This window comes from Mesorhizobium sp. P160927 (genome assembly GCF_057766385.1).
In genome coordinates, this window is record NZ_JBYMDW010000001.1 from 2,364,876 (window position 1) to 2,380,753 (window position 15,878).

Annotated in this window: 18 protein-coding genes and 1 tRNA gene; 10 read left to right on the forward strand and 9 right to left on the reverse strand. The window is 64.1% G+C overall.

The genetic code is table 11. The annotated features are described in order from the left end of the window. Positions 1–2: 2 nt before the first annotated feature. The 6 genes from AC3CB8_RS11435 to AC3CB8_RS11460 form a co-directional block, all read right to left on the reverse strand. A complete protein-coding gene (locus AC3CB8_RS11435; protein WP_084567531.1) occupies positions 3–464 on the reverse strand; it encodes an arsenate-mycothiol transferase ArsC in 462 nt (153 codons plus the stop codon). Continuing rightward, complete coding sequence (locus AC3CB8_RS11440; RefSeq protein ID WP_023772779.1) at positions 452–937, reverse strand: UPF0262 family protein; 486 nt, start codon at positions 935–937, stop codon at positions 452–454. The genes AC3CB8_RS11435 and AC3CB8_RS11440 overlap by 13 nt, the downstream gene beginning before the upstream one ends. 6 nt (positions 938–943) lie before the next feature. Next, the gene (gene hisD / locus AC3CB8_RS11445) at positions 944–2,236 is read right to left on the reverse strand and encodes a histidinol dehydrogenase (protein WP_352550222.1); all 1,293 of its coding nucleotides are present in this window, start codon (positions 2,234–2,236) and stop codon (positions 944–946) included. A gap of 7 nt (positions 2,237–2,243) precedes the next feature. Further along, positions 2,244–2,678 (reverse strand): DUF2948 family protein, encoded by a 435-nt coding sequence (locus AC3CB8_RS11450; RefSeq protein ID WP_023772781.1) that lies wholly within the window; start codon positions 2,676–2,678, stop codon positions 2,244–2,246. Positions 2,679–2,845: 167 nt separating this feature from the next. Then, positions 2,846–4,138: a UDP-N-acetylglucosamine 1-carboxyvinyltransferase gene (gene murA, locus AC3CB8_RS11455; RefSeq protein WP_023772782.1), complete on the reverse strand. Its 1,293-nt coding sequence runs from the start codon at positions 4,136–4,138 to the stop codon at positions 2,846–2,848. Between the two features lie 130 nt (positions 4,139–4,268). Then, positions 4,269–4,445, reverse strand: a complete 177-nt coding sequence (locus tag AC3CB8_RS11460) for a hypothetical protein (protein ID WP_352565935.1) — start codon at positions 4,443–4,445, stop codon at positions 4,269–4,271. 160 nt (positions 4,446–4,605) lie between these two features. Here AC3CB8_RS11460 and AC3CB8_RS11465 point away from each other — a divergent pair. The 7 genes from AC3CB8_RS11465 (at position 4,606) to AC3CB8_RS11495 (ending at position 9,643) form a co-directional block, all read left to right on the forward strand. Then, positions 4,606–4,680: transfer RNA gene (locus tag AC3CB8_RS11465), tRNA-Thr, on the forward strand. Between the two features lie 177 nt (positions 4,681–4,857). Further along, complete coding sequence (locus AC3CB8_RS11470; protein ID WP_023772802.1) at positions 4,858–5,403, forward strand: serine O-acetyltransferase; 546 nt, start codon at positions 4,858–4,860, stop codon at positions 5,401–5,403. Between the two features lie 142 nt (positions 5,404–5,545). Then, positions 5,546–5,701, forward strand: coding sequence for a hypothetical protein (locus tag AC3CB8_RS11475; RefSeq protein ID WP_023783722.1), 156 nt, complete (start codon positions 5,546–5,548; stop codon positions 5,699–5,701). 173 nt (positions 5,702–5,874) lie between these two features. Then, complete coding sequence (locus AC3CB8_RS11480; protein ID WP_352565933.1) at positions 5,875–7,269, forward strand: multicopper oxidase family protein; 1,395 nt, start codon at positions 5,875–5,877, stop codon at positions 7,267–7,269. A gap of 337 nt (positions 7,270–7,606) precedes the next feature. Further along, positions 7,607–8,941 (forward strand): NAD(P)H-dependent oxidoreductase, encoded by a 1,335-nt coding sequence (locus AC3CB8_RS11485; RefSeq protein WP_023772806.1) that lies wholly within the window; start codon positions 7,607–7,609, stop codon positions 8,939–8,941. 45 nt (positions 8,942–8,986) lie between these two features. Continuing rightward, a complete protein-coding gene (locus AC3CB8_RS11490) occupies positions 8,987–9,202 on the forward strand; it encodes a type II toxin-antitoxin system VapB family antitoxin (protein ID WP_352565931.1) in 216 nt (71 codons plus the stop codon). Positions 9,203–9,229: 27 nt separating this feature from the next. Beyond that, on the forward strand, positions 9,230–9,643 hold the full coding sequence (locus tag AC3CB8_RS11495) for a PIN domain-containing protein (protein WP_352565929.1): 414 nt from the start codon (positions 9,230–9,232) through the stop codon (positions 9,641–9,643). On the opposite strand, the gene proC is transcribed toward AC3CB8_RS11495, so the two are convergent. From proC to AC3CB8_RS11510, 3 genes are read right to left on the reverse strand one after another with little or no spacing between them, the layout of a single operon-like run. Beyond that, complete coding sequence (gene proC, locus AC3CB8_RS11500) at positions 9,632–10,447, reverse strand: pyrroline-5-carboxylate reductase (RefSeq protein ID WP_352565927.1); 816 nt, start codon at positions 10,445–10,447, stop codon at positions 9,632–9,634. The genes AC3CB8_RS11495 and proC overlap by 12 nt on opposite strands. A gap of 60 nt (positions 10,448–10,507) precedes the next feature. Further along, positions 10,508–11,836 (reverse strand): O-antigen ligase family protein, encoded by a 1,329-nt coding sequence (locus AC3CB8_RS11505; protein WP_352565925.1) that lies wholly within the window; start codon positions 11,834–11,836, stop codon positions 10,508–10,510. Next, positions 11,805–12,803, reverse strand: coding sequence for a glycosyltransferase family 2 protein (locus tag AC3CB8_RS11510; RefSeq protein ID WP_352565923.1), 999 nt, complete (start codon positions 12,801–12,803; stop codon positions 11,805–11,807). Before AC3CB8_RS11510 ends, AC3CB8_RS11505 begins: the two co-directional genes overlap by 32 nt. 171 nt (positions 12,804–12,974) lie before the next feature. Here AC3CB8_RS11510 and AC3CB8_RS11515 point away from each other — a divergent pair, with 171 nt between their 5' ends. The 3 genes from AC3CB8_RS11515 to AC3CB8_RS11525 are packed head-to-tail and all read left to right on the forward strand — an operon-like array spanning position 12,975 to position 15,873. After that, positions 12,975–14,147 (forward strand): glycosyltransferase family 4 protein, encoded by a 1,173-nt coding sequence (locus AC3CB8_RS11515; protein ID WP_023795655.1) that lies wholly within the window; start codon positions 12,975–12,977, stop codon positions 14,145–14,147. After that, positions 14,144–14,950, forward strand: coding sequence for a WecB/TagA/CpsF family glycosyltransferase (locus AC3CB8_RS11520; RefSeq protein ID WP_352565920.1), 807 nt, complete (start codon positions 14,144–14,146; stop codon positions 14,948–14,950). The genes AC3CB8_RS11515 and AC3CB8_RS11520 overlap by 4 nt, the downstream gene beginning before the upstream one ends. Next, positions 14,947–15,873, forward strand: a complete 927-nt coding sequence (locus AC3CB8_RS11525; protein ID WP_352565918.1) for a DUF6492 family protein — start codon at positions 14,947–14,949, stop codon at positions 15,871–15,873. The genes AC3CB8_RS11520 and AC3CB8_RS11525 overlap by 4 nt, the downstream gene beginning before the upstream one ends. Positions 15,874–15,878 lie beyond the last annotated feature (5 nt).

Consider the following 15,878-nt stretch of genomic DNA (forward strand, 5'->3'; position numbering starts at 1 on the left):
GCTTAATCGCCAGGCCTCGGAACGGTGAACCGGCTGTGGATCCGGGCTTTCAGCCGCTCGCGCACGTCGCGATAGCTGGCCATGATGTGTTCGCGCGTGCCGCCGGCATCGGTCGGATCCGGCGTCGGCCAGTATTCCACCTCGACGGCAAGCGAGCGCGTGAGTTCGAGCGCGGCATGGTGGGCCTCCGGCGCCAGTGTCACGATCAGGTCGAAATAGTCGTCCTCGAGATCGTTCAGCGTCCTTGGATGACGCTCGCCAAGCGACAGCCCGTCCTCGGCAAGCACGGCATCGACGAACGGGTCGCGCTCGCCGGCGCGCACGCCGGCCGAGGCGACGAAGACGGTGGCGGGCAGCATCCGGCGCGCCAGCTGCTCGGCCATCGGCGAGCGCACGGCATTCATGCCGCACAGGAACAGAACCGAGCGGGGCAGGGCGCCGGGGGCCAGGATCAGCCCCGCCAGTGCAGCACGCAGACCAGCGTGAACAGCCGTCGCGCCGTGTCGAAGTCGATGTCGATCTTGCCGGAGAGCCGATCCATCAGCGTCTGCGAGCCCTCATTGTGCAGGCCGCGGCGGCCCATGTCGATCGCCTCGATATGGCTCGGCGTCGAGGAGCGGATGGCGTCGTAATAGCTCTCGCAGATCATGTAGTAATCCTTGACGATACGCCTGAGCGGCGTCAGCGACAGGATGTGGGTGACGACGGCGGTGCCGTCCTCGCGTGCCACGGCAAAGACCAGGCGGGACTCGGCCAGCGACAGCTTCAGCCGGTAAGGACCTGCACCGCTGTCATTGACAGGCTGAAAACTATTCTCTTCGATCAGGTCGAAGATCGCCACCGCCCGCTCATGCTCGACATCGGGCGTCGAACGGCCGATCGACTCATCGAGTTCGACATCGATCAGTTTTGCGCGGGTTTGATCGGAGCCCGTCATACCGGCCTACATGTTCAGCCGTATGGCGACAGAGCGGCCATGCGCTTCAAGCCCTTCCGCCCGCGCTAGTGCGATCGCCGCCGGTGCCAGCACGCGCAACTGCTCCGGTCCGAGTTTGAGGACCGAGGTGCGCTTGACGAAGTCGAGCACGGACAGGCCCGACGAGAAGCGCGCCGAGCGCGCCGTCGGCAGCACGTGGTTGGAGCCGCCGACATAGTCGCCGATGACCTCGGGCGTGTGGCGGCCGAGAAAAACCGCGCCCGCGTTGCGCATCTTCGCCAGGAAGCCTTCGGCATCCTCGATGGCTAGCTCGACATGTTCGGCGGCGATGCGGTCGACCAGCGGCAGCGCGGCCTCGACCGTCGCAACCAGGATGACGGCGCCGAAATCGCGCCAGCTCTGGGCCGCCGTTTCCGCGCGCGGCAGGCTCCGCAGCTGGCGTTCGACCGCCCGTTCGACCGCCTTGCCGAATGCCGGGTCGTCGGTGATCAGGATCGACTGCGCCGACACGTCATGTTCGGCCTGGGCGAGCAGATCGGCGGCGATCCAGTCCGGATCGTTGTCGCCGTCCGCCACGACCAGCACTTCGGAAGGGCCGGCGATCATGTCGATGCCGACCGTGCCAAACACCTGCCGCTTGGCCGCGGCGACATAGGCATTGCCTGGACCGACGATCTTGGCGACGGGCTCTATCGTCTGCGTACCATAGGCGAGTGCCGCGATCGCCTGCGCGCCGCCGACGCGGTAGATTTCGGAGACACCCGATATATCCGCGGCCACCAGCACCAGCGGGTTGACGACGCCGTGCGGTGCCGGCACGACCATGACGATGCGCTCGACGCCGGCTACCTTGGCTGGCACCGCGTTCATCAGCACCGAGCTCGGATAGCTTGCCGTGCCGCCCGGCACATAGAGCCCGACCGCCTCGATCGCCGTCCAGCGCGAGCCGAGCTCGACGCCGGCGGCATCCGTGTAGCGTTCGTCCTGGGGCTTTTGCCGCTGGTGATGGGACCGGATGCGGTCGCGTGCGAATTTCAGCGCCTCGACCGTGGCCGGATCGGCCTCGGCATAGGCGCCGGCGATGTCTTCCGCCGAGACGGCAATGCCGAGCTTGGCGAGGTCGCCTCCGCCGAATTTCCGTGTGTAGTCGATCAGTGCCGCATCGCCCTCGGCACGCACGCGCGTGATGATGTCTCGCACCACGGCGTCGACATCGGCCGATACCTCGCGCTTGGTCGTGAGAAACGCGGCGAAACGCTGCTCGAAATCGGCGTCGGACTGGGCAAGCGTGATGGCCATCGTATGCTCAAGCCCTGTGTATCGGGCGCGACGTGGCTTCCCACGCGCCGCCAATATCGGCAAGGCGGGCCTCGATGCATTCGACATCCAGCATGATCGTGCCGCCGCCCGAAAAGATCAGTTCGACGATGCCCGCGGGCTTGCTGATCTCGATAAAGCTGATCGCCAGCAAGGAGAGAATTTCGGCCGGCTTGTCGCGGGCGATGCCGCTGGTCTTGGCGCCCAGCACCCGGTCGAAATGCAGCACGGCCTGCCGTCGTTCATTGTGCTGGCGAAACAGGCCGGATTTGGCCTCCCACACGAAGCGGTTCATGGTCAGCACGAACCGTTTGGCCTTGGGCAGGAATTCGAGATCCGAGACCTTCATCACGGCGTCCTGGAGATGGGCCGAGACGATGCCCAGATCCTGGTCGTCGAGCGCGATAAGCTTGAGGGCGGTCATCCGGATTTTCGACCTACAGGTTGGTTTCAGCCTCTGTTAGGCGGTCTTTCCGGTCGGTGCAACCACCCCACGACGTCCGCCCGAGGCATTGCCTCGGGTTTGCGGTGCGGGCGGACGGGCGGAGGCGCTACGAGCCGCCGTTGCTAGAAGCTGCTGCCGTCCGACCGTCAGGCGGAAATACGTTCGATCACCGCGCCGCAGTTGGACAGCTTTTCCTCCAACCGCTCGAAACCGCGGTCGAGATGGTAGACACGGTTGACCGTGGTTTCCCCTTCGGCCGCCAAGCCGGCGATGACCAGCGAGACGGAAGCGCGAAGATCGGTCGCCATGACTGGCGCGCCCTTCAGCTTCGCCACGCCGTCGACGATGGCCGTCTGCCCAGAAAGCGTGATGTGGGCGCCGAGCCGAGCCAGTTCCTGGACGTGCATGAAGCGGTTTTCGAAGATCGTCTCGGTGATGCGCGATTTGCCCTTGGCCATGGTCATCAGGCCCATGAACTGCGCCTGCAGATCGGTCGGGAAGGCCGGGAAGGGAGCCGTCGTCACGTCGACGGGTGAAATGCCGGCGCCATTGCGCTTCACGCGGATGCCGGAATTGGTCTGGGTGATCTCCGCGCCCGTCTGGGAAATCACGTCGAGCGCCGTCTGCAGCAGCTCCGGCCGTGCGCCTTCCAGCACGACGTCGCCGCCGGTCATCGCCACCGCCATGGCATAGGTGCCGGTCTCGATGCGGTCGGGGATGACGCGCACGCGCGCGCCCGACAGCGCTTCGACGCCGTCGATGGTGACGGTCGGCGTGCCGGCGCCGGAAATTCTGGCGCCCATCGCGTTGAGGCATTCGGCGAGATTGACGATCTCGGGCTCGCAGGCGGCGTTTTCAAGCACCGTCTCGCCCTTGGCCAGCGACGCCGCCATCATCAACACATGGGTGGCGCCCACGGAGACTTTCGGGAAGACATAGCGGTTGCCGACGAGGCGGCCGTTCCGGGTCTTGGCGATGACATAGCCGGTATCGACATCGATGTCGGCGCCCAGTGCCTGCAGGCCTTCGAGGAACAGATCGACCGGGCGCGTGCCGATGGCGCAGCCGCCGGGCAGCGACACCTTGGCCTCGCCCATGCGGGCCAGCAGCGGGCCGATCACCCAGAACGAGGCGCGCATCTTCGACACCAGTTCGTAAGGCGCCGTCGTGTCGACGATGTTGCGGGCGGAGAAATTGATGGTGCGCGAATAGCCCTCATTCTGCTTCTCGCGGCGGCCGTTGACCGAATAGTCGACGCCATGATTGCCGAGGATGCGGATCAACTGCTCGACATCGGCCAGATGCGGCACGTTTTCCAGTGTCAGCGTGTCGTCGGTTAGAAGCGAGGCGATCATCAGCGGCAGGGCGGCGTTTTTCGCGCCCGAGATCGGAATGCTTCCGGCAAGCTTGTTGCCGCCGACAATTCTGATGCGATCCATTGGAGACTGTTCCTCTCGGCCAGAAAAGGGCCGGTTCAATCGTTTGAGTATCGGCCCGTCTAGACCATTGACCAATTTGGTTCAAGAAATAGGATTTCGCCCATCACGGCCTAAGAGTGGCCGATTTGAGTTAATCTTTCTTCATATCCTTGGCCGCGCCGAGCCCGTCGGGCCGCTGGTCGGCCTCACCTGTCCGGCGCGAACGCGACTGCGCCTTGCGCTTCTGCAGATTGGCGCGCAACTGCTCGGCGAGCCGGTTCTTGCGGGTTGTTCCGCTGTTCCTTGGTGGATTTGTCTTGTCGTTCATTGTCCCGCCACGGCTGGCGACCAGCCAACCCGCTTTCAGGGATAGCCAACATTGTGGCGCCGCCATGTCAATAAAACCTATCCGGCAAAGCCATTCACAGAAGCGTTGTTCTTGGCCTTGCGCTTGCCGGTTCGATATGGCAGAAGCCCCGCCATCAGCGGCTGCGGTAGCTCAGTGGTAGAGCACTCCCTTGGTAAGGGAGAGGTCGAGAGTTCAATCCTCTCTCGCAGCACCAGTCGCCCTACAAACAATGCAGCCTGTGACACGGTCTTTTCGTCTTTCCGGCACGGACAGGCGATGAAGCCACGGCAGGCGCCGGAATCCGTGGATTGCCCACGGCGTTTGTTCCCTTTGCGCTACCGGGATGATCTAGTGCCCCTTCCCATTCCGGGCATGGGTGCCGAGGCCGTACATGCAGATATTCGAGGCCATCAAGAGCGATCTGTATCGCTACACGCGCAGCAGCGACATCGTGACGTTGTGCCGGCAATATCTCACGAATCGGGGCTTCAACTACATGGTCTGGCACCGGATCGCGCAGTCGGACAATTCCGTCGTGTGCCGGATAGCCCGTCTCTTCCTGTCGCTGAAGATGAGGAAATTCGGCATACAAATCCCCGTGGAGACCAGCATCGGGCTTGGCTTCTACATCGGCCATGGCGGCCCGTGCGTGGTCCATCATACGGCAACGATCGGCAACAACTGCAACATATCCCAGTATGTGACGATCGGGGCGACGCTTGGCAAATCCGCGTCGATAGGGGACGAGGTCTATATCGGCCCAAACGTGTGCATCGTAGAGGAGGTCACGATCGGCAGCCGCTCGCTTATCGGCGCGGGCGCCGTTGTTACCAGGGACATTCCGGCAGGGAGCACCGCGGTCGGCGTTCCGGCGAGGCCGATCGACAAGGCGCGGCAGCACAATTTCATCACCAATCGATGGCCGTCGGCAATGTGAACTGGCCTATGGCGCTTGCCGGTGGCACGCCCTCATCGGTCGAACGCATGCTCGGCATGACACGATTCGTTAACCAAGATGCTGTTCTTCGACATGATGGTTTGTCGGACTGCTGCCTGTCCGCCTGATCGACGAGCCTTTCGTGAACACCGATTTTGTCTCAGCGGTCAAGTTTTCCAACCTGTGGGAAGGCAAGGCGCATCTGCTCGACAAATCGGGCCATGCGCCGTTCTGGGATTCTTCGGACCGCTTCACCCCGATCTTCGCCCGCTTCCTGGCAAGCGTGGATCAGACATAGACCCGCCGCAAGGCCACCGACCAGCCGCCATCGACCGGAATGAGTACAGCCCTGCCGGCCGCGTTGCGCTTGACAGGCGAGGAGGGCTGCGCGGGGTCGTTGGCAAACGCATGCCTGTGCGGCTATTACGGCAAAGATGCGGAGGGCAGTCAGCTTTTCCGTTGGAGTGCGACATGACCGTATTTACACGCCGCGGACTTCTGAAAACGGCAGCGTTTGCCGGCGTGAGCGGGCTCGGGCTTGCCGCCATGGGCAGGATTGGCGGCTGGGCCGCGGCCACGCCTGACCCAGTGATGCTGCGGACGGCGAAAATCCAGGCGAAGCTCATCGATGTCGGCCAGACCAACAATGTGCTGACGTACGGCAACGCGGGAATGCCGCCGGTGCTCAGGATGAAAAAGGGCGAACCCTTCGCCGCGCGCCTCGTCAACGCCATCGATGATCCGACGACCATCCACTGGCACGGCATTCGCCTGCCGAACAAGATGGATGGCGTGCCCTTCCTGGTGCAGCCTTACGTCTACACCGGCGATCATTTCGACTATGCCTTCACGCCGCCCGACGCCGGCACCTTCTGGTATCACCCGCACTGCAACACGCTGGAGCAGATGGGGCACGGCCTGACCGGCGTGATCGTGGTTGAAAACCCGAACGATCCGAAATTCGACGCCGAATTTGTCCTCAACCTGCGCGACTGGCGCCTTGGCGACGACGGCCAGTTCATCGATCAGTTCCGGCCGCGCGATGCGGCGAGAACCGGCACCTACGGCACGGTGCGTACCGCCAACTGGCTCGATCAGCCGCAATATGACGCTCCCGCCGGCGGGCTGGTGCGGCTACGCCTCGCCATTACCGATGTCACCCGCATCCATGCGTTTCGGGTCGACGGCGCCGAAGTGATCGTGATGGCGCTGGACGGCAATCCGGTGCCGGAGCGCTTTGCGCCCGATGCCTTGCTGCTTGGACCGGGACAACGCATGGAACTCGCCATCCGCATGCCCGACGATGAGGGCGCGATCGCCAGCCTGCGAGACGTCAGGGGCACCAAGCCCAAGGTGCTGGCGACGCTGCGCGCGACGGGCAACTCGCTCAAGCGGGACCTTCGCGACGTTGCCCCGCTGGAAGTGAATCCGGTGGCGGAAGTGGATCTCGGCTCGGCCCAGCATATCTCCCTGTCGCTCAGCGCCACGGCGCAGAACGTTCCGAGCGACAGCATCTGCGGTTCGCTCGGCTACAGTTTCTGGGCGATCAACAAGGTGCCGTGGCCGGGCGATACGCCCGATCCAACCGCGCCGCTGGCCGAGCTGAAGCTCGGCAGGAGCTATGTCATCGACATGGAGAACCTGACGCCGCAATCGCATCCGATGCATTTGCACGGCATGAGCTTCAAGGTTTTGTCATCCTCGACGCGGCCGGTGCGGCCGTTGATTTCGGACACCTATCTCATCCAGCCCAATGAGAAGGTGAGCCTTGGCTTCGTCGCCGACAATCCCGGCGACTGGCTGCTGCATTGCCACATCATCGAGCACCAGAAATCGGGCATGACGAGTTACGTCAGAGTGGTCTGAGCCGAGCCCACCGAAGGCCGCATTGTCAGCGACCTACTTGCGCTCGATGATTCGGTGTTGCTGTTGATGCGGAACGCGGTCCATGACCCAGTTCAGGATGTGGCGATCGGCAGGATTGCGCCGAGGCGAGATGCGGCACCGAAATGCCGGGAACGCCGAAGGATTGAGACTGTTCGCAACAATGTCAATTGGCAGGCCTTTGGGCCAATCGACCAAGGCCAAGACGCTTGTTTCGCGTCATTTTCGTTGGAAATCGCCGGTCGCGAGCGGTTTTGTTGGCACAGGGGACCGGTCCCTGCTAATTCGCCTCCAAACCAAGAAGCTGTGGACATCCCGCATGACCAATGTCGCCTTGACCGGGCTTGCCCGCGATCTCGCCAGACGTGCCGCCGAGGGCCGCCCGGTACGCATAGGCGTCATCGGCTCAGGCGAAATGGGCACTGACCTGGTCACGCAAGGCATGCTGATGCCCGGCATTGCGGTTTGCGCCGTCTCGACCCGGCGCCCGCACACCGCGCGTGACGCCATCCGCATCGCCTACGGTGACGAAGCGATGGCGGTCGAAGCCGACACCGCGTCGAAAGTCACCGCGGCCATCGAGGAAGGAAAAATAGCCATCACCTCGAACGAGCTGCTGGTCACCAACCCATTGATCGACGTCGTCATAGACGCCACCGGCAAGCCAGGCGTCGCCGCCGATTTCGACCTGATGGCGATGGAGCACGGCAAGCACCTGGTGATGATGAATGTCGAGGCCGACGTCACCATCGGCTGTTACCTCAAGCAGCAGGCCGACCGGCTTGGCGTGGTTTATTCGGTCGGCGCCGGCGACGAGCCGTCGAGTTGCATGGAACTGATCGAGTTCGCGTCCGCACTCGGCCTTACCATCGTCTCGGCCGGCAAGGGCAAGAACAACCCGCTCAACCACGATGCCGTGCCCGACGACTATCGCGAGGAAGCGACCCGCCGCAACATGAACCCGCGCATGCTGGTCGAGTTCGTCGACGGCTCCAAGACCATGGTCGAGATGTGCGCCATCGCCAACGCCACTGGGCTGGTGCCCGACGTGCCCGGCATGCATGGTCCCAAGGCCGACCGCGATGATCTCGTCAAGGTGCTGATCCCGCGCGAGGATGGTGGCCTCCTGCTGAAAAAAGGCGTCGTCGACTACACCATCGGCAAGGGTGTGGCGCCCGGTGTCTTCGTCATCGTCGAGGCGACGCATCCGCGCATCGTCGAACGCATGGACGACCTGCATATCGGCCGCGGTCCCTATTACAGCCTGTTCCGGCCGTACCATTTGACGTCACTGGAAGTGCCGCTGACCGCCGCTCGCATCGTGCTGTTCGGCAAGCCCGACATGGTCCCGCTGCCGCGGCCGGTTGCCGAGGTCTGCGCCGTCGCCAAGCGCGATCTCGCCGCCGGCGAAATCTTCGATGCGATCGGCGAGGCCTGCTATCGCTCCTGGACCATGACCGTCGGCGACGCGCGTGCCCAGCGCGCCGTGCCGGTCGGCCTGCTCGAGGGCGGCAAGGTGCTGAAGCCGGTCAGGAAAGGCGAACTGCTGACCGCCGACAATGCAACGCCAGACCGGACGACCAGTCTGTTCGCGCTGCGCCGCCTGCAAGACGAGATGCTGTACGGAAACAAGCCCGTTGTGGCGCTGTCATGACAGTTGCCCCATATTGCAATGGCAGATGACGCTGAGGATCGATCAATGAACCTCCAGATCAGGGACCCGCGTGCACGTGAACTGGCACAGCGGCTCGCCGCCAAACGCAAGATTTCGATGACCGAGGCGGTGATCGAAGCTCTTGAGTCCGAACTGAGACGGGTAAATGGACGCGCTCCGTTGGCGCGGCGGCTGGCTGCCATCGCCGATGAACTCAAAGCCAGAGCTGGCCAGGGCGGCCCGGCCCGTACACAAGGATGAGATCGATGAGATGTGGGGCCACTCCTGATGTTTGTCGATACCTCGGCGGTCGTCGCAATTCTTTCGCTAAAAGGAGATGCTGGCGAGTGGAGCAACCGCATCTCGGTAGCACCTCGCAAGATTACTTCCGCGCTGGTGGTGCTCGAGGCGGCTATGCGGCTTTCAACTATGCTGGCCGTCGAGTTGCTTGTCGCTGAAGTGGCGATAGAGGCTTTTCTGCGCGAGTGCGAAATCGAAATCGTTCCCATCGACGCCCGCGACGCCAAGCTCGCGGTCCAAGCTTTTCAGACTATGGAAGAGGACGCGGACATCGCGCCCAACTCAACCTGGCCGATTGCCTGTCCTATGCATGCGCAAAGAGCCGCGGCTCTGCTCTGCTCTACAAAGGCAACGACTTCTCGCATACCGATCTGGCCTAGGGAGTCTGCTCTATTTCCCTAGTTCGATCGACCGCAGCCGCGCCGCGTCCACCGCCTCGGTGAGCAGATTGGTCAGCCGGTCTTCGTCCATCAGCACGCCAAGCGCCGCCGCCGTGGTGCCGTTGGGGCTGGTCACCTGCTTGCGCAGCACGGCCGGGTCCTCGCGGCTTTCGGCGGCGAGCGATGCGGCGCCGTAGACGGTCTGCATGGCGAGCAGCCTGGCGGTCGCCGCCGGCAGGCCGGCCTTCTCGGCGGCCACCGTCAGCGCCTCGATGAAATAGAAGATATAGGCCGGACCCGATCCGGACACGGCGGTCACCGCATCCATAAGGCCCTCGTCGTCGATAGTGGCCACTTCGCCGCTGGCCGACAGGAGGTCGGCGACGAAGCGCTTGGCGTCGGCGGAAACCAGGGGATTGGAAAACACCACCATCATGCCCTTGCCGATGGCCGCCGGCGTGTTGGGCATGCATCGCACAACGGGGGCACGGTTGCCGAGGATGCCCTCGAAGGTGGCGGACGGCGTGCCGGCGGCAATGCTTACGAAAGTAGTGCGTCCGTCGCCGAAGCGCTTGTAGGCGGCGGTGACGTCGCGGATCACCTGAGGTTTCACCGCGATGACGACCAGATCGGGCACGGCATCCGCCGGAATAGCTCCGGCATCCGCTGCCGCGCCGCAGCCAAGCGCCACTGCGCGATCGCGCAGCTCGGCATTGGGCTCGACCACGAAAACCGCCGAGGGTGCAAGCTTGCCGGACTTCAGCCAGCCCGAGAGCATGGCGTAACCCATATTGCCGCAACCGGCGAGAACAAGCCTGATCGTCATCGAGAGCCCTCCGAGGAAAGGCCATGACATAGACGCTCGCGTATCGGTGGGGAAGCCCTCTCAGGACCGCTGAACAGGCGTGCGCACCGCGATCGGTCGCAACGACACTTGCCTCAGGCCCAGCACGCCGAGCACGAAGAACAGCCAGACCGGATCGCCGCGATGGAAGAAGAAGCTCTCGAGAAAGGCGTTGAGTGCGGTGAACAGCACCACCATCATGAAGAAATCGCCGAGATAGATGTTCTCCTTGCGCGGCGGAATGCGCATATAGTCGCGCAATGGTACGATGAGGAAAGTGTAGACCGCTACGCAAAGGGCAGGGATGCCCATCAGCACCGCGATGTCGAGATAGCCGTCATGGCCGTGCACGATGGTCCTGATGTCCCACGGGCGATCGAAGGGTTGGTCCTGGTTGAGCAGCAGCGGCGTGCCCCAGAAGCTCTCATAACCGTAGCCGGTCCACGGCTTCTTCGCCAGCATCGAGCCGGCGAACTCCCACAGCGTCGTCCGGCCGGTATAGGTGAGGTCGGGGAAGTAGATGGCCGCCAGATGCTTCACCGGCGACAGGAAGACGATGCCCAGCGTGCCGACCGCCGTGGCAATGATCGCCAGCATGAACAGGATCGGCGTACCGAGCCGCATGCCCATCAGGCTCGGAAACATCACGATCAGGATCGAGAACGGCACCAGCCCGGCGGTGGTCTTGGAGCCGGTGTGCAGCATGAAGATCATCGCCGCGCAGAAGATACCCGCGCCCCACCAGCGCTGGCCGCGTCGGTAGAGATAAAGCCCGGCGAAGCTGAAGCAGGCCATGATCGGGCCGGCGATGTTCTTGTGGGTGAACACGCCGCGCCACAGGCCGGCATGTTCGGGCTCCTGCGAGTCAGCCGTGTGCATCGCCTCGTGCGGAAAGACGATCAGGCCGAGATAGGACAGGCCCATGACCACGACCGCGGTGAAGATGATGACCCTGGAGAAGGACTCGGCGTCGCGGGGTAGCGCCAGGATCGTTGCCATCGTCAGGATGCCGATCATGGTGAAGGACGCCGCGCGCATTGCCGAGGGCGGATCGGTCGCCAGCACCACCGACAGGAAGAAAAAGCCCAGCATCAGTATCCAGGACGGGCTGAGCAGCGAGCGCACGACGCGCGGATCGGCGAAGGCCATCAGAGCGAAGATCGAAATCCCGCCGAGCGAGCCGAAGCCGAGCTGATTGACGATGTCGCCCCCTTCGCCGATGAGTTCGGCGCCGGCCGGCTGGAACGGGCGGAAGGACACCATGATGACGGTGAACAGCAGCGCGGCGATCGCGGTCGCCACACCCGCGCGCGTGAACGCGGCGCTGAGCGGGGCGCGCTCAGTTCTTCTCAGGCTGGCGGTATTGCTCATTGGCGTATCCGAATTCGGCCAGCACGCGGCCGAGCGCCACATGGATGGGGTAGATGGCCACCGCCGGGGATCCCGTGCGCGCCAGCCGCATGATGCCGCGAAACGGCGAGGCGGCAAGCAGCGCCAGGCTTCTGGCGAATACCTTGGCGCCGGCGAACGGCATGCCGGCGCGCCTCTTCTTTTCCACCAGTGTCGAGATGACACCGTTGCGCAGGCTGCGGGCGCGGATCCAGTCGGTCTCGACGCGCCGGGCCGGAACGGTCTCCCGCACCTTGGCTTCGGCGCACCAGCCCAGCACGAAGCCGCGTTGCGCCGACCGGCTGAGAAAGTCGGAATCGCCGCCGCCCATGAAATTGAATCTGAGATCGAGGAACGGCGGCCCCATCGCGGTCAGCACGTTGCGCCCGACCAGAAGATTGCCGGACGAATAGAGCGCGGGCACTCGTCCCGTCTCCCGGTAGGGGGGCGCGAAGACGGGATGCTCGGCCCATTTGGCATGGGCGGGTTCGGCAAAAACGGGCATCTGCGGGCCGCCGACGACATCGGCGCCGAGCGTTTCGGCGGCGTGGCACATCCGCTCCAGCCATTGCGGATCGGCGATCTCGTCATCGTCGATGACCAGCAGGTGCTTGAAGTACGGGAACTGCAGGATCGCCGTCCGCCAGCCGGCATTGTAGGCGCTGCAATTGCCGCGCTCATGCGCGATGATGACCATGCCCGGTATCTCGCCGCGCTCGAACAGCGGCAGCACCGCCTTGGCGCCCTCCCGCGCCTCGGCCTCGTTCTCGATGACAATGACGGCAAAGCACCTGTCGGTTTGCTGCGCGCGAAGCGACGCCAGTGTCTCCAGCACCTGCCGCGGCCGCTTGAAGGTCGGCAAGGTGACGATCGCTTCGACGGCCTCCACGTCGAGCAGGCGGGACCGTCCCGCGATCGATACCGAACCGTCCAATGGCAAAGGGATCATCCGTGTCCAGCCGCGTCGTGAGTCGCGTTCTGGTAGCACCACGATGATAAGGTTTCGTTAATCACCTTGCACGGAGAGGCCCGCCAGACATGGGATTTGGGGCGTTGATCGTGCTCGTTTAATCAAGGGTTCACCGCGCTTTGCTACCGGCTACAACACAGGATAGGTAAGATGCATCTGCTGTTCGCCACATCGATCGTGCCCGACGGTGCTCTCTCCTCGGGCTACGAGATAGCCAACGCCGCGATTATCGCCGCCCTGCGGCGCGCTGGCGCGCGCGTCACGGTCATTGGGTTCACCTGGCCCGGGAAAGCCGCGGCCGATCCCGAAAATACCGTGGTGCTGGGGGCGGTCGACGTGCGCACCGAAAGTGCTTCGCCGCTGCAAAAGCTTGCATGGGTCGGCAAGGCGATTTTTTCAGGCCTGACCTTCGCGTCGGTCAAGTTGCGTGCGGTGTCCGGCCACGATGTTCAGGCCGCCCTCGAACGAGCCGGTCCGTTCGATGGTTATGTGCTGAATTCCGTGCAATTTGCCGGCGCTTTCGAACGGGTCTTCGAAGACCGACCTTCGATTTTCGTCGCCCACAATGTCGAGCACCTCTCGGCGCGGGAGAACGCCGTTGCCGCCCCCGGCATTTTCCAACGCCTGCTGTTTCGGCGCGAGGCAAGGCTGCTCAAGCTGGTTGAAGAGCGCCTCTGCCGCCGCGCGCGTTTTGTCTTCACGTTGGCCGAGGAGGATCGCGTGGCACTTGGCGTCGCCTCGGATGATCGTTCGGCGGTGCTGCCGCTGGTGACCGGCGCCACGGCGCCAGCCCGGAAAGGCCGGCGCGCGATCGACTGCGACGCGGCCCTGATCGGCACCTGGACCTGGCAGCCGAACCGCATCGGCCTCGACTGGTTCCTGGGCAAGGTGGTGCCGCATCTGCGGCCTGGTTTCCGCATCCGCATAGCGGGTCACATGCCTTCCGGCGTCACCTCCGCGCATCCGGGCGTCGAGTTTGTCGGCCGTGTCGCGGATGCCAGGGCTTTCGTGCGCGGCGCGGCCGTCATCCCGCTGATCAGCACCGCGGGCAGCGGCGTGCAGCTGAAGACCATCGAGACCTTCGAGCTTGGCCTGCCCTCGGTCGCCACCAGCCGGTCGCTGCGCGGCATCGACCATCGCCCCGACAATTGCGTCGTCACCGACGATCCGGCCGGCTTCGCCAAGGCCCTGGAGGCCGCCGCGGCCGACATTCACGATGTCGATGGCAGCACCTTCCATCGCCGGCAGGTCAAGGCGCTCGACGCCGCGGTTCGTGTCGGTCTCGAAAAAATCGGCGCCGTGCGGCAGGAGGTGCTTGCATGAACATGCACGCCGCCCGCGCCGCGTTCGGCTTTGACAGCCTGAAGGCAATCCTCGGCATCCCGGTGCTGGCGATCCGCTGGGACGACGCGATTGCCTTGCTGAACCGATTGATCGCCGAGCAGCGCTTCACCAAGGTCAGTTTCCTCAACGCCCACAATGCCAATATCGCCCACACCGACCCGGTGTTCGCCGAGGCGCTCGACGATTTCCTTATCCTGCCGGACGGCATTGGCGTCGATCTCGCCGCGAAGCTTCTCTACGGCGCGCCGTTTCCCGACAATCTCAACGGCACCGATTTCGTGCCGGCCTTCTTGCAGGCTTCCAAGAGGCCGCTGACAGTGGGGCTGCTCGGTGCGACCCGTGTCAACGCCGAGGCGGCGTCCGTGAGGCTGGCGGCACTTGCCGTGCAGCACGACTTCGTGGTCATTCACGATGGTTATTTCTCCCCCGCGCAGGAGCCGGAGATCATCGACCGGATCGCAAAGCTACGGCCTGATATGCTGCTGGTCGCGATGGGCGTGCCGCGCCAGGAATTGTGGATTGAACGCCACATCGACGAACGCCATTGCACGCTGCCGATCGCGGTCGGCGCGCTGCTCGATTTCCTGAGCGGCTCGGTGCCGCGCGCGCCGCTGTGGATGCGCCGCGTGAGGCTGGAATGGCTGTTCCGTCTGGCGGTCGAGCCCGGCCGGCTCTGGCGCCGCTACGTGGTCGGCAACCCCCTGTTCCTGTGGCGGGTCGTCAAACAGAAATGGTCGCGCGGCGCCGAGGGCGTCGCGGATGCTCCAGGAGAGTTTCGTTGAACAAGCGGTTCGTCCCAGACCCGCTGGCCGGCCCAGGCCTGTTGCCGAAGACGCCGACTGCAGCGGTTGTGACGGCAAGCTACGCCCCGGATTTCGGACGCTGCCGACTGCTGTGCGAAACGCTTGACCGGCATGTCTCGGGTGCCGCGCACCACTACATTCTGGTCGAACATCGCGATCTTGCGCTTTTCCGCCAGTTGGAGACCAGCCGCCGTTCGATCGTCGACGAGCGGGATCTCCTGCCGCGCTGGCTGCGCGCCTTCGACGATCCGCTCAGCCTGTTTCGCCGCCGCGTCTGGCTCAGCCTGAAGACCCAGCCGCTGCGTGGCTGGCACGTGCAGCAACTGCGCCGTATCGCCATATCGGCGCACGCAGGGGAAGACGTGCTGATCTTCTGCGATTCCGACGTCGCTTTCCTGAAGGCCTTCGATTGCGGTGCCTTCTGGCGGGATGGCAAGGCGCGTTTGTTCCGCCGGGACGGCGTGCTCGCCGATGACGGCCATGACGAGCATCGCTTGTGGTCGCGCAATGCCGGAACGGCACTTGGCATCGATTCGTCCCGGACATCGGTCCATGATTATATCTCGACGCTGATCGCCTGGCGCCGCGACACGGTGCTTGCCATGTGCGGCCGGATCGAAAAGGTCCATGGCCGCGACTGGGCCGAGGTCATCGGCTCGGCCCGCAAATTCTCCGAATGCATGATCTACGGACGCTATGTCGACGATCTGCTGGACGGAGCCGGCCACGTTCACGGTTCGGAAGAATTCTGCCGCGTCCACTGGACGGGCGAGGCGCTGTCGGACGACGAGTTCCGCCGCTTCGTTGCCAGCATGGCGCCAGAGCAGGTGGCGATCGGCATGCAGTCATTCATCGGTACCGATGTCGGCCGGATCCGACGCCTGATCGGGGTTGATCGCTGATTGTC

What these genes read in the sequence shown, in the direction of transcription:
- proC (WP_352565927.1), bottom strand. Translation starts at nt 10,447, where the DNA reads ATGACGATCAGGCTTGTTCTCGCCGGTTGCGGCAATATGGGTTACGCC.
- AC3CB8_RS11520 (WP_352565920.1), top strand. Translation starts at nt 14,144, where the DNA reads ATGAACATGCACGCCGCCCGCGCCGCGTTCGGCTTTGACAGCCTGAAG.
- AC3CB8_RS11480 (WP_352565933.1), top strand. Translation starts at nt 5,875, where the DNA reads ATGACCGTATTTACACGCCGCGGACTTCTGAAAACGGCAGCGTTTGCC.
- AC3CB8_RS11505 (WP_352565925.1), bottom strand. Translation starts at nt 11,836, where the DNA reads ATGAGCAATACCGCCAGCCTGAGAAGAACTGAGCGCGCCCCGCTCAGC.
- AC3CB8_RS11495 (WP_352565929.1), top strand. Translation starts at nt 9,230, where the DNA reads ATGTTTGTCGATACCTCGGCGGTCGTCGCAATTCTTTCGCTAAAAGGA.
- AC3CB8_RS11460 (WP_352565935.1), bottom strand. Translation starts at nt 4,445, where the DNA reads ATGAACGACAAGACAAATCCACCAAGGAACAGCGGAACAACCCGCAAG.
- AC3CB8_RS11440 (WP_023772779.1), bottom strand. Translation starts at nt 937, where the DNA reads ATGACGGGCTCCGATCAAACCCGCGCAAAACTGATCGATGTCGAACTC.
- AC3CB8_RS11450 (WP_023772781.1), bottom strand. Translation starts at nt 2,678, where the DNA reads ATGACCGCCCTCAAGCTTATCGCGCTCGACGACCAGGATCTGGGCATC.
- AC3CB8_RS11485 (WP_023772806.1), top strand. Translation starts at nt 7,607, where the DNA reads ATGACCAATGTCGCCTTGACCGGGCTTGCCCGCGATCTCGCCAGACGT.
- AC3CB8_RS11470 (WP_023772802.1), top strand. Translation starts at nt 4,858, where the DNA reads ATGCAGATATTCGAGGCCATCAAGAGCGATCTGTATCGCTACACGCGC.
- AC3CB8_RS11515 (WP_023795655.1), top strand. Translation starts at nt 12,975, where the DNA reads ATGCATCTGCTGTTCGCCACATCGATCGTGCCCGACGGTGCTCTCTCC.
- murA (WP_023772782.1), bottom strand. Translation starts at nt 4,138, where the DNA reads ATGGATCGCATCAGAATTGTCGGCGGCAACAAGCTTGCCGGAAGCATT.
- AC3CB8_RS11510 (WP_352565923.1), bottom strand. Translation starts at nt 12,803, where the DNA reads ATGATCCCTTTGCCATTGGACGGTTCGGTATCGATCGCGGGACGGTCC.
- hisD (WP_352550222.1), bottom strand. Translation starts at nt 2,236, where the DNA reads ATGGCCATCACGCTTGCCCAGTCCGACGCCGATTTCGAGCAGCGTTTC.
- AC3CB8_RS11490 (WP_352565931.1), top strand. Translation starts at nt 8,987, where the DNA reads ATGAACCTCCAGATCAGGGACCCGCGTGCACGTGAACTGGCACAGCGG.